The 14930-nt window shown below is 66.1% G+C and carries 13 protein-coding genes; 7 read left to right on the top strand and 6 right to left on the bottom strand.

Going from position 1 to position 14930, the window contains the following annotated elements:
• The first annotated feature begins 76 nt into the window (after window positions 1-76).
• Both AC3WTE_RS29325 and glgB read left to right on the top strand, forming a co-directional pair.
• Window positions 77-2143, top strand: a complete 2067-nt coding sequence (locus AC3WTE_RS29325; RefSeq protein WP_492442971.1) for an alpha-1,4-glucan--maltose-1-phosphate maltosyltransferase — start codon at window positions 77-79, stop codon at window positions 2141-2143.
• Window positions 2140-4317: a 1,4-alpha-glucan branching protein GlgB gene (gene glgB, locus AC3WTE_RS29320; protein ID WP_492442970.1), complete on the top strand. Its 2178-nt coding sequence runs from the start codon at window positions 2140-2142 to the stop codon at window positions 4315-4317. The genes AC3WTE_RS29325 and glgB overlap by 4 nt, the downstream gene beginning before the upstream one ends.
• Before the next feature lie 14 nt (window positions 4318-4331).
• Here the strand turns inward: glgB and AC3WTE_RS29315 are convergent, their stop codons facing one another.
• The 3 genes from AC3WTE_RS29315 to AC3WTE_RS29305 all read right to left on the bottom strand — a co-directional run bounded on the left by AC3WTE_RS29315 (window position 4332) and on the right by AC3WTE_RS29305 (window position 6915).
• Window positions 4332-5219 carry a co-chaperone YbbN gene (locus AC3WTE_RS29315; protein WP_492442969.1) on the bottom strand — a complete coding sequence of 296 codons (888 nt, stop codon included), beginning with the start codon at window positions 5217-5219 and terminating at the stop codon, window positions 4332-4334.
• A gap of 13 nt (window positions 5220-5232) precedes the next feature.
• On the bottom strand, window positions 5233-5592 hold the full coding sequence (locus AC3WTE_RS29310; RefSeq protein WP_492442968.1) for a DUF3817 domain-containing protein: 360 nt from the start codon (window positions 5590-5592) through the stop codon (window positions 5233-5235).
• A gap of 129 nt (window positions 5593-5721) precedes the next feature.
• On the bottom strand, window positions 5722-6915 hold the full coding sequence (locus AC3WTE_RS29305; RefSeq protein WP_492442967.1) for an acetyl-CoA C-acetyltransferase: 1194 nt from the start codon (window positions 6913-6915) through the stop codon (window positions 5722-5724).
• A gap of 83 nt (window positions 6916-6998) precedes the next feature.
• On the opposite strand from AC3WTE_RS29305, the gene mce reads away from it, so the two are divergent.
• The gene (gene mce / locus AC3WTE_RS29300; RefSeq protein ID WP_492442966.1) at window positions 6999-7472 is read left to right on the top strand and encodes a methylmalonyl-CoA epimerase; all 474 of its coding nucleotides are present in this window, start codon (window positions 6999-7001) and stop codon (window positions 7470-7472) included.
• A 19-nt stretch (window positions 7473-7491) separates the two neighbouring features.
• Here mce and AC3WTE_RS29295 read toward each other — a convergent pair whose 3' ends face one another.
• Both AC3WTE_RS29295 and nucS read right to left on the bottom strand, forming a co-directional pair.
• Entirely contained in the window at window positions 7492-7779 is a 288-nt protein-coding gene (locus AC3WTE_RS29295) for an Rv1322 family protein (protein WP_492442965.1), read from the bottom strand.
• Complete coding sequence (gene nucS / locus AC3WTE_RS29290) at window positions 7779-8459, bottom strand: endonuclease NucS (protein WP_459368833.1); 681 nt, start codon at window positions 8457-8459, stop codon at window positions 7779-7781. Before nucS ends, AC3WTE_RS29295 begins: the two co-directional genes overlap by 1 nt.
• Before the next feature lie 64 nt (window positions 8460-8523).
• On the opposite strand from nucS, the gene AC3WTE_RS29285 reads away from it, so the two are divergent.
• Both AC3WTE_RS29285 and AC3WTE_RS29280 read left to right on the top strand, forming a co-directional pair.
• Complete coding sequence (locus AC3WTE_RS29285; RefSeq protein WP_492442964.1) at window positions 8524-10134, top strand: adenylate/guanylate cyclase domain-containing protein; 1611 nt, start codon at window positions 8524-8526, stop codon at window positions 10132-10134.
• 34 nt (window positions 10135-10168) lie between these two features.
• Window positions 10169-10459 carry a hypothetical protein gene (locus AC3WTE_RS29280; RefSeq protein ID WP_492442963.1) on the top strand — a complete coding sequence of 97 codons (291 nt, stop codon included), beginning with the start codon at window positions 10169-10171 and terminating at the stop codon, window positions 10457-10459.
• 1 nt (window position 10460) lies between these two features.
• Here AC3WTE_RS29280 and AC3WTE_RS29275 read toward each other — a convergent pair whose 3' ends face one another.
• Window positions 10461-12560 carry a DUF1214 domain-containing protein gene (locus AC3WTE_RS29275; RefSeq protein ID WP_492442962.1) on the bottom strand — a complete coding sequence of 700 codons (2100 nt, stop codon included), beginning with the start codon at window positions 12558-12560 and terminating at the stop codon, window positions 10461-10463.
• A gap of 160 nt (window positions 12561-12720) precedes the next feature.
• On the opposite strand from AC3WTE_RS29275, the gene AC3WTE_RS29270 reads away from it, so the two are divergent.
• Window positions 12721-14244, top strand: coding sequence for a DNA-3-methyladenine glycosylase 2 family protein (locus AC3WTE_RS29270; protein WP_492442961.1), 1524 nt, complete (start codon window positions 12721-12723; stop codon window positions 14242-14244).
• Window positions 14241-14750 carry a methylated-DNA--[protein]-cysteine S-methyltransferase gene (locus AC3WTE_RS29265; RefSeq protein WP_492442960.1) on the top strand — a complete coding sequence of 170 codons (510 nt, stop codon included), beginning with the start codon at window positions 14241-14243 and terminating at the stop codon, window positions 14748-14750. The genes AC3WTE_RS29270 and AC3WTE_RS29265 overlap by 4 nt, the downstream gene beginning before the upstream one ends.
• The last annotated feature ends 180 nt before the right edge of the window (window positions 14751-14930 follow it).

The raw sequence follows: 14930 nt of genomic DNA, 5'->3' as shown, positions 1-14930 counted from the left end.
GGTATGAGAAGCACGGGCGGGCCATTGAGGCCACTACGGTGCGTAGTGGCATGTGCCCGGGTAAGGAGTCGTTTGGGTGGCCGGTCGGATCGAGATCGACGACGTCGCACCAGTGGTGTCCGCAGGCCGATATCCCGCCAAGGCCGTGGTGGGCGAAGTGGTTCCGATCAGTGCCACCGTGTGGCGCGAGGGGCACGACGCCGTCGCCGCAACGCTGGTGGTGCGCTACCACGGAGCCGTCTACCCGCAGCTCGCTGAAACCCCGCCCGGTGCAACCGCGGTACCGGCTCCGCCTCGGGCAAAAATCAAGCCCACCCGGCTGCCCATGGCACCGGGCTTCACGCCCGACGTGTTCCACGGCCAGTTCACGCCCGACGAGGTCGGATTGTGGACCTTCCGGGTCGACGGCTGGGGCGACCCGATCGCAACGTGGCGACACGCCATCACGGTCAAGCTCGAGGCGGGGCAGAGCGAGGCCGAGTTGTCCAACGATCTGCTGGTCGGCGCGACCCTCATGGAGCGCGCCGCGACGGCCGTCCCCCAGGGCGACCGCACGCCGCTGCTCGCAGCCGCGAGGCGGCTCCGGGAGCCCGGCGACCCGTATGTCCGAGCCGCGGCAGCGTTGGCGCCCGACGTCACGGACCTGCTGCGCAAGTACCCGCTACGTGAATTGGTCACGCGCGGAGAGCAATACGGCATCTGGGTCGACCGTCCGCGGGCCCGGTTCAGTTCCTGGTACGAGCTGTTCCCCCGGTCCACTGGCGGCTGGGACTCCGAAGGCCGACCGGTGCACGGCACGTTCTCCACGACCGCCAAGGCCATTCCGCGGGTTGCCGCAATGGGATTCGACGTCTTGTACCTGCCGCCGGTGCATCCCATCGGCAAGGTGCACCGCAAGGGCCCGAACAACAACGTCACAGCCGCATCCGGCGACGTCGGTTCTCCGTGGGCCATCGGCAGCGACGAAGGCGGGCACGACGCGGTGCACCCGGACCTCGGGACCATCGCCGAGTTCGACGACATGGTCGCCACCGCCCGCGACAACGGCCTTGAAGTGGCTCTCGACCTGGCGCTTCAGTGCGCACCTGATCACCCGTGGGCCAAGGAGCACCCGGAGTGGTTCACGGTGTTGCCCGACGGCACCATCGCATACGCGGAGAATCCGCCGAAGAAGTACCAGGACATCTACCCGCTGAACTTCGACAACGACCCGGCCGGCCTGTACGACGAGGTGCTGCGCGTGGTCAAGTTCTGGATGTCGCACGGCGTGAAGATCTTCCGCGTCGACAATCCGCACACCAAGCCGGCGAACTTCTGGGCCTGGCTCATCGCCCAGGCCAAGAACATCGACCCCGACGTCTTGTTCCTGTCCGAGGCGTTCACCCGGCCGGCCCGGCTCTACGGCCTCGCGAAACTCGGCTTCACCCAGTCGTATACGTACTTCACGTGGCGTAACTACAAGTGGGAGATCACCGAGTTCGGCCAGCAGATCGCTGAGTACGCCGACTTCTACCGGCCCAACCTGTTCGTCAACACCCCCGACATCCTGCATGCCAGCCTGCAACACGGCGGCCCAGGGATGTTCGCGATCCGCGCGGTGCTGGCGGCCACGCTGAGCTCGTCCTGGGGTGTCTACTCCGGCTATGAGTTGTTCGAGCACCTGCCGGTGCGCGAGGGCAGCGAAGAGTACCTGGACTCGGAGAAGTACCAGTTGCGGCCGCGGGACTTCGAAGCGGCGCTGGCCGCCGGCCGGTCCCTGGAGCCACTGCTGACCCGGCTCAACGAGATTCGGCGCGTGCATCCGGCGCTCGGCCAATTACGGACCATCAAGTTCCATCACGTCGACAACGATGCGATGTTGGCGTACAGCAAGTTCGACCCCGTTACCGGCGACACCGTCCTTGTGGTGTTGACGCTCAACGCATTCGGCCCCGAGCAGGCAACGCTGTGGCTGGACATGGGCGCCCTCGGCATGGAGGACCACGACCGGTTCTGGGTGCGAGACGAGATCACCGGTGAGGAATATCAATGGGGCGCAGCAAATTACATACGACTGGACCCGGGCAAAGCAGTAGCCCACGTCCTGAACATGCCGCAAATCCCGTACGACAAACGGCTGAACCTCCTGCGGAGGCAACCGTGACCAGCCACCTCCGGCCACCCACCGCCGACCTGGCCCGACTGCTGGCCGGAGAGCACCACGACCCGCATTCGATCCTGGGCGCGCACGAATACGGCAAGCGCACCGTCATCCGGGCACTGCGTCCACATGCCACCGGCGTCACGGCGCTGATCGGCAAGAAGCGCTACCCGATGGAGGCCATCGGGGATGGCGTGTTTGCTGTCGAGGTGCCGTTCACCAAGCTGGCCGACTACCGCTTCGAAGTCGAATACCCAGGCGATGTCTTGCACGTCACGGCTGACCCGTACCGCTTTCTGCCGACGCTCGGCGACATGGATCTGCACCTGCTGGCCGAGGGGCGCCACGAACGCCTCTGGGAAATCCTTGGTGCCCAACCCCGTTCGTTCACCACACCCGACGGCGTCGTCGACGGGTTCTCGTTCGCGGTGTGGGCGCCCAACGCCAAGGGCGTCAACCTGATCGGCGACTTCAACCACTGGGACGGCAGCGAGGCCCCGATGCGGGCACTGGGCTCGTCCGGGGTGTGGGAGCTGTTCTGGCCCGGGTTCGAAGCCGACGGTCTGTACAAGTTCCGCATCCGCAGCGGCAACGGAGCGGTCAGCGATCGCGCCGATCCGATGGCCTTCAGCACCGAGGTGCCGCCGCTGACGGCGTCGAAAACCTTCGTCAGTTCCCATGTCTGGAACGACGACGCGTGGATGACCGCCCGTGCCGAGCTGAATCCGGTATTCGAGCCCATGAGCACCTACGAGGTGCACCTCATGTCCTGGCGCCCCGGGCTGAGCTATCGGGAACTGGCCGTCGAACTCACCGAATACGTCGTGGCGCAGGGCTTCACGCACGTCGAGCTACTTCCGGTGGCCGAGCACCCCTACGGCGGCTCCTGGGGTTACCAGGTGACGTCGTACTACGCACCGACCTCGCGACTCGGCACACCTGACGACTTCCGGTACCTGGTCGACACGCTGCACCAGGCCGGCATCGGCGTGATCGTCGACTGGGTGCCCGCGCATTTCCCCAAGGACTCGTGGGCACTGGGCCGCTTCGACGGCACGCCGCTGTACGAACACGCCGACCCGCGGCGCGGCGAGCAACTCGATTGGGGGACCTACGTTTTCGACTTCGGACGCAACGAGGTCCGCAACTTCCTGGTGGCCAACGCGCTGTACTGGCTCGAGGAGTTCCACATCGACGGCCTCCGCGTCGACGCCGTCGCCTCCATGCTGTACCTCGACTACTCCCGCCCCGACGGCGGTTGGACGCCCAACATCTACGGCGGCCGGGAGAACCTGGAGGCAGTGCAGTTCCTGCAGGAGATGAACGCCACCGTCCACAAACTGGTCCCCGGCATCGTCACCGTCGCCGAGGAATCCACCTCGTGGCCCGGCGTCACCCGCCCGACAAACCTTGGCGGCCTTGGCTTCTCGATGAAGTGGAACATGGGGTGGATGAACGACACCCTGGACTACATCAGCCACAACCCGGTGCATCGCAGCTATCACCACCACGAGATGACGTTCTCGATGCTGTACGCCTACAGCGAGAACTATGTGCTGCCGATCAGCCACGACGAAGTCGTGCACGGCAAGGGCACACTGTGGACCCGGATGCCCGGCGACGATCACGCCAAGGCCGCAGGCCTCCGGCAGCTCCTGGCCTACCAGTGGGCCCACCCGGGCAAGCAATTGCTGTTCATGGGACAGGAATTCGGCCAGCGCGCCGAGTGGTCCGAGGAACGGGGACTGGACTGGTTCCAACTCGGCGAGCACAGCTTCTCCACGGGGGTGCAGCAGCTGGTCCGCGACATCAACGGCATCTACCGCGACAACCGCGCGCTGTGGTCCCGCGACAGCAATCCCGAGGGTTACTCGTGGATCGACGCCAACGACTCGAACAACAATGTGCTGAGCTTCCTCCGGTTCGGCGACGACGGGTCGGCCATCGCCTGCGTCTTCAACTTTTCCGGTAGCGAGCACTCGCAGTACCGGCTGGGCCTGCCGCACACCGGTACCTGGCACGAACTGCTCAACACCGACGCCACCGTCTACAACGGTGCCGGCGCAGGCAACATGGGCGTGGTCGAGGCCACCGACGACCCCTGGCACGGCCGGCCCGCGTCCGCGGTCCTGGTACTCCCGCCACTGTCAGCGCTCTGGCTCAAGCCCGCCGAGTAGACCGCGAGCAGAGATCAGTAGAGGGCGTTGGCGAGGTTGCGCCGGCCGGCGATGACCTCGGGGTCGGCCGGGTCGAACAGGTCGAACAACTCGACGAGCCGGGTCCGCACGCGGGTCCGGTCGTCGCCCGAAGTCTTCTTGACGAGCGCGATCAGCCGGTTGAACGCAGCGGCGACGTCGCGCTGGAACAGCTGCACGTCGGCGGCCGCGAAGGCCAGGTCGATGTCGTCGGGTGAAGCATCGGCGAGACGCACGGCTTCCGGCCGCTGCGCGGACGCGCGCTGCAGGAACGCGATCTGCTGCACGGCACCCTTGGCCTCGACGTGCGCCGGGTCGGTGTCGAGGATCGCCTGGTACGCGGCCAAGGCGGCGTCGAAGTCTCCGTTGTCCAGGAAGTCCCGGGCCTGCGCGAGTGCGGGGTCGACCTGCTCATCCTCGCCCTCGGCGCCGCTACCGAGCTTGCCGGCGGTCGCCTGCAGCAGCGAGTCCACCCAGCGTCGCAGCTGATCAGCCGGCTGGCCGCCCTCGAAGCTCGTGATCGGCTGTCCCCCGGCCAACGCCACAACCGTCGGTACGGCCTGGATACCGAACATCTGCGCGATGCGCGGCGCGGTGTCGACGTTGACCGTGCCGAACGACCACTTGCCGCCGTCTTCGGCCGCCAGCGCGGACAGTGTCTGCCCCAACTGGACGCTCGAGTCGCTACGCGGCGACCACAGCAGCACCACGACGGGCACCTCGCCGGAGCGGATGAGCACCTCGGCTTCGAGATTGGCCTCGGTGATCTCGATGCCACCAGGTGCGCCACCGGCAGCGGCAGCGCCTTCGGCGGGACGGTTCTTGAGCGCGGAGAGGTCAACCGCACCAGCCAGGGCGGGACCAATAGGACGCGGACGAGTCACGCTGTCCAGTCTGTCACGCGACGGCCGACGCCTCCGGTTCGGCCTCGGCCGCAGGAGCACCGACAGCCAGGGCCCCGCTTCGTTCGGCCCAGCGCAGGAAGATGACACTGGCCAGCGGCACGATGCTGGCCAGCGCCGCCGACACCCACGTGGCCGGGGACCAGCGCGCGGCCCGGCCGACGACCAGTCCGGTGGCCAGGAACGCCAGGAACACCACGCCGTGGACCATGCCGAAGATGTGCACGCCGATCTCGGTCCGGGGCGTGCCGAGGTACTTGAAGTACATGCCGGTCAGCAGCCCGATCCAGCTGAAGGCCTCAGCCAACGCGATCAGACGAAACCAGCCCGCCACCCGGGACACCACAGCGCTCATGGCGCCATTGTGCCCGAGTGACGGGCTGACTACTACGAGGCGTAGTTCACACCTCGTCATCGCCGAGATGACGGTTGATGACGAAAATCGGCGGAAAACCGTCATCAAGCGCCATCTCGGCGCGGAAAACTAGGGACGACGCAGGATCAGGGCGTCGCCCTGACCACCGGCGCCACACAGCGCCGCCACCGCGTACTTCCCGCCCCTGCGCTGAAGCTCGAGAGCGGCATGCAGGGTGATGCGGGCGCCGGACATGCCGATCGGGTGACCGATGGCGATGGCGCCACCGTTGACGTTCACCTTGGCCGGGTCGACGCCAAGCTCCTTGGTCGAGGCCAGCGACACCGCGGCGAACGCTTCGTTGATCTCCAGCACGTCCAGCTGGTCGACCGTGATGCCCTCACGCTCGACGGCCTTCTTGATGGCGTTGGCCGGCTGGCTCTGCAGCGTCGAGTCCGGACCGGCGACGACGCCGTGCGCGCCGATCTCGCACAGCCAGGTCAGGCCCAGCGACTCGGCCTTTTCCTTGCTCATCACCACGACGGCACACGCGCCGTCCGAGATCTGCGACGACGAACCGGCGGTGATGGTGCCGTCCTTGCGGAACGCCGGCTTCAGGCCGCCCAGGGACTCAGCCGTGGTGTTGCCCCGGATGCCCTCGTCCTCGGCGAATTCGATCGGGTCGCCCTTGCGCTGCGGGATGGACACCGGCACGACCTCGTCGGCGAAGACGCCGTCCTTCCAGGATGCGGCGGCCTTCTGGTGCGACTGCGCGGCGAACTCGTCCTGCTCGGCGCGGGTGAACTTGTCCTGGTCGTTGCGCTGCTCGGTCAGGGCGCCCATCGGCTGGTCGGTGAACACGTCGTACAGACCGTCGTACGCGAGGTGGTCCAGCGCGGTCACGTTGCCGTACTTGTAGCCCTCGCGGCTCTTGGGCAGCAGGTGGGGCGCCTGGCTCATGGACTCCTGACCACCGGCCACCACGACCTCGAACTCACCGGCGCGAATCAGCTGGTCAGCGAGCGCGATGGCGTCGATGCCCGACAGGCACATCTTGTTGATGGTCAGCGCCGGGACGTCCCACGGAATGCCGCCGCCGACGGCCGACTGACGCGCCGGCATCTGGCCCGCACCGGCGGTCAGGACCTGGCCCATGATCACGTAATCGACGAGAGACGCGTCGGCCTCACCATTCGGGAAGGCCTTTGCCAGAGCACCCTTGATCGCGAGAGCCCCCAGGTCGCTACCCGAGAAGTCCTTCAGCGAACCCAGCAGTTTGCCCACCGGGGTGCGGGCTCCAGCAACAATTACCGAGGTCGTCATTTCCATCCTCCAACAAATCTGTAACGGCTAATGTGGCCGATCACACAGGCGCAAATTCGGTCGTATCAGGTTACCTTTACGTTATGACCACCGAACACGTCGACGCCCGTCCCGCGCTGGCCAGCGCGCTCGTGACCGCTATCGATCACGTCGGTATCGCCGTGGCTGACCTCGACGCCGCAATTCGCTGGTACCACGACCACCTCGGCATGATCGTGCTGCACGAAGAGGTCAACGAAAGCCAGGGCGTCCGCGAGGCCATGCTCTCGGTGCGTGGCGCGCCGGTCGGCAGCGCCCAGATTCAGCTGCTGGCCCCGCTCGACGAAACGTCGACCATCGCCAAGTTCCTCGACACCCGCGGTCCTGGCCTGCAGCAGCTGGCCTACCGGACCAGCGACATCGACGCCCTGTCCGAACGCCTACGAGCCGAGGGCGTCCGCCTGCTGTACGACGCCCCGCGCCGCGGTACCGCCGATTCGCGCATCAACTTCATCCACCCGAAGGATGCCGGTGGTGTGCTGATCGAGCTCGTCGAACCCGCCGCCGACGGACACTGACGCGCCGCTCGCGCCCTAACTAGGACCACCTTCGGGTCGGTCCTCTGTTACCCCGATTCGCCCAGCACGGCGTGTGCCAATGCCGGCGGTCTTCGGCGTCGTCGACCCGTAGCACCACCACATGCGCAGTGCCCGGGCGAATTTCGTGATCGCACCCCGGGCACCGATACGTCTTGACGGCGCGCGAACCGGCAACCGGACGTACCTCGTAGTCGTATCCGTCGGGCCCGGTCTCCACCCGGCGCGACGACAGCCCGAGCCGCGGCGGCGGGTCGCGCCGAGGCCGCTCCGGACGTCGCCGAGGCATCAGAACAACCGGAACTCGTCGTTGTCCATGCCGCGCATCTTGTCGTAGTCCAAAGTGACGCAACGGATTCCGCGGTCAGTCGCCAACGTGCGAGCTTGCGGCTTGATCTGCTGGGCGGCGAAGACGCCGGCCACGGGCGCCAGCAAGCTGTCGCGGTTGAGCAGGTCGAGATACCGCGTCAGCTGCTCGACGCCGTCGATCTCGCCGCGGCGCTTGATCTCCACCGCGACCGACGCACCGGTCTCGTCCCGGCACAGGAGGTCCACCGGACCGATCGGCGTCGGGTACTCCCGTCGCACCAACGTGTAGCCGACACCCAGCAGCTCGACGTGCTCGGCGAGCAACTCCTGCAGGTGCGCCTCCACACCGTCCTTGACCAGACCGGGATCGACGCCGAGTTCATGGCTGGAGTCGTGCTCGATGTCCTCGACGGTGATCCGCAGCTGCTCGCCGGCCTTGTTCTCGACGACCCACACCAGAGCCGAAACCCCGTCCGCCGCCGTCTCCTCCACAGTCCAGCACGGCGGCGTCATCCAGTTCAGCGGCTTGTAGGCACGGTCGTCGGCATGCACGCTCACCGACCCGTCCGCCTTGAACAACAGCAGGCGACGGGCTGACGGCAGATGTGCGGTCAAACGTCCGACGTAGTCAACGGTGCACTGGGCGATCACGAGACGCACCCGACCCACCTTAGGGGCACTGAATCCCGGTCCGGACTCGCCCCACGAACTAGGCTGACGCCCAATGACTGCGGACCAGACCGGGACGACGCGCCTGGCGCGGCTACGGGAAGCCATCACCCCGCGTACCAGCTTGCAGGCCAGACCCGAGTACGGATCGTGGATTCTGGGGCGCGTCTCCGAAACCCAGCGCCGCCGCCGGATCCGTATCCAACTGATCCTGACCACGTTCGTGATCGTCGCGAACATGATCGGCGTCGGCGTCTCGATTCTCATCGAGACGGTGCTGTTCCCGACCCCCAACGTCTTCCGGTCCGACGTCTGGTGGATCACCACGATCGTGGCGCCGGCGTACATCGTGCTCGCCTTCCTCGTCGGCGTGGTGTGGGCGACCAACAGGGTGATCCAAAGCGTGCGGTGGGCCATCGAAGAACGCACTCCCACAGTCGAGGACCAGCGCAACACCTTCCGGGCACCGGGCCAGCTCACGCGGGTGCTGCTGTGCCTATGGGGCGCCGGCGCCGTACTGCTGACGACGCTGTACGCGTTGCACGACACGCAGTTCATTCCCAAACTGCTGCTGGGCGTGACGTTCCCCGGCATCGTCGTGTCCACCAGTTGCAACCTGTACACCGAGTTCGCGCTGCGCCCGGTCGCCGCCGACGCCCTGCAGGCCGGGCGCCCGCCGTCGCGGCTGGCCCCGGGGATCATGGGCCGAACCATGGTGGTGTGGGCATTCGGCTCGGGAGTTCCGATGCTGGGCGTGCTGTTGGCCGCGGTGTTCGCACTGACCCAAACCACCCTCACGCCAACCCAATTCGCCTTCGCCGTCCTGGTCCTGGCGGTGTTCGCATTGGTGTTCGGCGCGTTGTTGATGTGGATCGTGGCGTGGCTGACGGCGAGCCCGATCCGCATCGTGCGAGAGGCCCTCAGCCGCGTCGAGCGGGGCGACCTGACCACTGACCTCGTGGTCTTCGACGGCACCGAATTGGGCCAGTTGCAGCGCGGATTCAACTCGATGGTGCACGGGCTGCGCGAACGTGAGCGGGTGCGCGACCTGTTCGGCCGCCACGTCGGTCGCGAAGTCGCTGCCCTGGCCGAGCAGGAAAAACCAGAACTCGGCGGCGAAGAACGCCATGCGGCGGTGATCTTCGTCGACGTCATCGGCTCCACCCAACTGGTGACCAGCCGCCCGGCAGTCGAGGTCGTCGAGCTGCTGAACCGCTTCTTCGCCGTGATCGTCGACGAGGTGGACCGCCACCACGGCTTCGTCAACAAATTCGAGGGCGACGCGGTGCTGGCAGTGTTCGGAGCGCCGGTGTCACTGCAGTGCGCCGAGGGTGACACGCTGGCCGCCGCCCGCGCCATCGCGTCACGGTTGCGCGACGAAGTGCCCGAGCTCCAAGCCGGGCTCGGCGTCGCCGCCGGGGCGGTGGTGGCCGGCAATGTCGGGGCCAAGGAGCGGTTCGAGTACACGGTGATCGGCGAACCGGTCAATGCGGCAGCCCGACTGTGCGAGCTCGCCAAGTCCGTGCCGGGTCAGCTGGCGGCCGCCGCGGACATGCTCGACGCGGTCAGCGAATCGGAAAGAGCGCACTGGGCTTTGGGCGACACCGTCACGCTGCGCGGGCTGTCCGAGCCGACGCGGTTGGCCATTCTGGCCGGAAATTCATAACTGCTTCACACAGATCCGGAGGATCATGGTGACCATGAAGCGACATTCCGCCATGGCCGCCGCCGGCGCACTCGCCATGTCGTTCGCGCTCGCACCGCTCGCCGCTGCCGACATCTACGACACCAGCGGTTCGGCAGCTGACGTCATCAACAATCTCCAGTCCGAGGGCTACCTCGTCCACATCAACTGGACCAACGGCTTCGACGTCAAACCACTGGACGTCTGCTGGGTCACCGGCGTGAACAACCCCGGCAATTTCAAACCCGGCGGGCCGGTGGCCGCAACCGTCTACGTCGACGTGCAGTGCCCCAACCACGAGTACTGAGTCACACCTGCGGGTAGGGCGCGAAGCGGCTGTCGAATCCGGCCTTGCGCTGATCGAGGGCCGCTTGCCGTTGTGCGGCAGTGACATACACGGTCCCGGGCGGCAGGACCGTGCTGAGGTCGCTCAGCGCGACCACCTGTGAACTCACCTTCGGCAGCTCGGTGCCGGTCGTGTCGATGCCCTGGAAGCGGATCGAAATGGTGCCCTGGTTCAGGCCGCCCGTGGATACCCAGTTCGCCACGCCGGGGTCCGTCGGTGACACCACGATGGTGTAGCTGCCGTCCGGGTTGGCCACCGATTGGGCGATGTTGAGGCTGGTCTGCTGATCCCAGTAGTTCTTGGTGATGGTCCAGTCGTTGGTCACCGGTACGACGAAATAGCCCGCATCGCCGGGCTTGATGGTCAGCACCAGCGCCTGGTCGTTGGCCAATTGGAAGTACCCCGGGCTCTGGACCTGAGTCGACAGGAACGTGGCGTTGCTCGCCGGATCGGTGAACACGTTGGGCGCCTTCTGCTTTCCGGATGAATCGTGTGTGGCGACCGACATGTACTGCGGCTCCATCTGCAGTCCGAGGGCCAACACCACCGAGGCCTCCAGCCCCTTCAGGAGCGTCGGCACCACCGGCAGCGGCGGGACGAGCGAGACCAGATTGGTCAGCAGCGAATTACCGGCCACGAACGATCCAAGGCCCGGAATGGCGAAGCCACCGATTTGCGCGAACAAGCTGTCCGGAGGGCCACCGACCCGCTGGATCGACAGACTCATCGGAGACTGAGCATTCCAGTCCGACAACGTGTTTCGGGCCACGATCAACGTGGTGTCGGCCGGAATCTGAAGATGGTTGGTCTCGCCCTGAGCGGCCGGACGCGAACTCACCGTGACCGCGAAGGTGCCGTCGGGGTTGATCTGCATGTCCTTGGCATTGAGCACCGCCGCCGTGGTCCCACCCAGGCCGGTCAGCACACTGAACGTGGTCTCGGCGGGCATCTGACCGGGCGCGAACTTGCCCGTGATGACGTACGTCGACGTCGAGTTGACCCCCATCATCCGGTAGATGGTGTCCGGATTGTCATAGAGAATCCGGGTGCCCGTGACGGACTGACCGAACCAATCATGCGGCGGCATAACCATTTCCAGCACCGTCGGGTTCATGGAGTCCAGCAGTTGGTACTCCATGGCGGCCTGTTGGGCGTACTCGTTGACTGCTTGCCCCAGCTGGCTCAGGTTCCCCTGGTCGGGCCCGCCGACCTGGGAGTACTGCTGCTTGGCATTCATCTGGAACCCAAACGTGAGGATCGCCTTCATGAGCTGCATCGGCAGCGTGTTCACGATGGCGTTGGCCTGCTTCTCCGCGGCCAGCTGCTGGGACGTGCCGAGCACCGTGGCGGTGCTCGGGAGCGTCGTCGGCGCGGCCGCCAATGTCGTTGTCGCGGAGGATGACGCGTTCTCCCGCCGGGTGACGCCGAGCAGTGCGGACAATGCCGCGTTCTGCAGTGGCGCCATAGGGTTTCCTGACGCATTCGCCGTCCCGGTCCAGCCTACTGCCGCAAGCGCATGCGACACCGCCGAGGTCGCCGCAGCGATCGGCGCACCGATCGACGCCACGGGCACGGCCACATTCACCCTCGGCACGGTGCTCACGGGTGCGTTCGCGACCGCCGCCACCTGTTCCTTCGAGGGCTGCTGAGCCGCCGTCACGCGCGGCGTGGTGGAGACCTTCTTGGTCGAGGACTTCGTGCCGGAATCCGACGTCTTGTCGGTATCGGCCGAGTCCTTCGCCGGCGATGGCTTCGCCACGTCCGTCTTGCCCGACGGGCGCTTCGACGACTTCTTCCCCGAATTCACGACGCCAGAGCCCTTGTTGCCCTTGTCGGTCTTCGGGCTGTTCGCGTCGGACTTCTCCTCGCCGCCCTTGGCATTACCGTCGCCCTTGGCGTGGCTGTCCGATGACGACCCACCGGCGTCGCTCGGCGCGGCGACTGCGACGCCAGGGCTGCTCGCCACGGCCACGCCAAGACCGAGGGCGACGGCCAACACACCGACCCGGCCGACGAATCTCGCTGCGCCAGTGAGCAACTGCTCACGACCGTTCATTGACATGCGCCTCCCCTGGACCCCGGCCAGAACGCATTCCAGTTATAACAGGGACACACCCGCACGTCAGCCATTTGCGAGACAAATGATTAAATATGTCTCGCGAGCCACGTTGATGTCGATTTTCCGCTAGTACTCGGCGCGGCTGCATGCCATTGTCGAAGACATGTACGACGACTTCGACCGCTGCTACCGGGCAGTCCAATCCAAGGACGCCCGGTTCGACGGTTGGTTCGTCACGGCCGTCCTCACCACCGGCATCTACTGCCGGCCCAGTTGCCCGGTCCGGCCACCGTTCGCGCGCAACGTCCGCTTCTACCCAACCGCAGCCGCGGCGCAACGAGCGGGCTTCCGGGCGTGCAAGCGCTGTCGGCCCGATGCGTCGCCGGGGTCGCCAGAGTGGAACATTCGCACCGACGTGGTCGCCCGCGCGATGCGCTTGATCGCCGACGGCACTGTCGACCGCGAGGGTGTCACCGGGCTGGCCACCAGGCTCGGCTACACCACCCGGCAGCTCGAGCGTCTACTCCAGGCCGAGGTCGGCGCGAACCCCTTGGCGCTCGCCCGGGCCCAACGGAGCCAGACCGCGCGGGTACTCATCGAGACCACGAAGCTGCCCTTCGGGGACGTCGCTTTCGCCGCAGGATTCTCCAGCATCCGCCAGTTCAACGACACCATTCGCGAAGTATGCGCACTGACACCCACCGAACTCCGCCAACGGGCACAGGCACGGTTCAAACCGAACGAAACCACCGGCACGGGAACGCTTTCCGTCCGCCTTCCGGTCCGGACGCCCTTCGCCTATGAGGGAGTGTTCGGGCATCTCGCGGCCGGCGCGGTGCCCGGTGTCGAAGAAGTGCACGACGGTGCCTTCCGACGCACCCTCCGACTGCCCAACGGCACCGGCATCGTCGGCCTGTCGCCCCGCGTCGACCACGTCCAGTGCACGCTGATCCTCGACGACTTCCGGGACCTGGCCACCGCCATCGCCCGATGCCGACGACTACTCGACCTCGACGCCGACCCCGAGGCCGTCATCGACGTCCTCAACGCCGACAGGCACCTGGCACCCATCGTCGCCAAGGCACCCGGCCAACGAATCCCCCGTACGGTCGATGAGAACGAGCTGGCGCTGCGCGTCGTCATCGGCCAGCAGGTGTCCATGAAGGCCGCGGCAACGCATACCCGTCGGCTTGCGGTCACCTACGGCACGGCGATCGACGATGCGATGGGTGGCCTGACCCACGTCTTCCCTTCCGTGTCGCAGCTGGCCGAGATCGATCCCAGCCACCTCGCATTCCCCGAGTCCCGTCGACGCACCCTTGTCGCATTGATCGACGCCCTCGCAGCCGGCACCGTTGAACTCGACGCCGGATCAGACTGGCTGCAGGCTCGTGCCCAGCTGGCCGAACTACCCGGGATCGGACCATGGACAGCCGAGGTGATCGCGATGCGGGGGCTCGGCGATCCCGATGCCTTTCCCGCCAGCGATCTCGGAGTCCAAGTCGCGGCCAAGCAGGCTGGATTACCGGACAATGCACGTCAACTGATCGAACACAGTGCACGATGGCGCCCGTGGCGCGCGTATGCCACACAACATCTATGGACTTCCTTGGATCACGCGGTCAACCAGTGGCCGCCGCCACTGACCAGCAACACGACGCAATCACCACAACAGGAGCAGGCATGAGCGCCACCTTGCAGACCCGGACCATGCAAAGTCCGGTCGGCACCATCACCCTCGCCGGACGCGATGGCCGGATACGACATCTGCGGATGGACGAACAAACCTACGAACCCAGCCACGACGGTTGGGAGCCCGACCAGACGGCATTTCAGGATGCGGTGGATCAACTCACCGCCTACTTCGCCGGTGACCTCCAGGAATTCGATCTGGAACTCGACCTCGTGGGTACTGAATTCCAGCGCCGCGTATGGGGCGCGCTGTTGACCATTCCCTATGGCGAGACGCGGTCATACGGCGAAATTGCCTTGCAAGTCGGATCACCGGGTGCTTCGCGAGCCGTGGGATTGGCGAATGGGCATAATCCGGTGGGCATCATCGTGCCGTGCCATCGGGTGATCGGGGCGAATGGCAGCTTGACCGGATATGGCGGTGGATTGGATCGCAAGAAATTGCTTCTGGATCTCGAGAAAAGCCGGTCGGGAGCCGATGAGCCGACGCTGTTCGATTGATCGAACGGCGTAGGCCGGCGCCGCGAATTGCGCGGCGCCGAAATGCAAAAAGCGGCAGAAACGCAAAATGCCTCAGCCCCCGATTTTCATCGGGGGCTGAGGGCTAATTTGTGTTCGGCGGTGTCCTACTTTTCCGCCCGTGCAGGGCAGTATCATCGGCGCTGGCAGGCTTAGCTTCCG

The sequence above is a fragment of the Mycobacterium sp. FW102-FHT13B02 genome, assembly GCF_058790275.1.
This window is presented reverse-complemented; position numbering and strand designations above follow the sequence as displayed.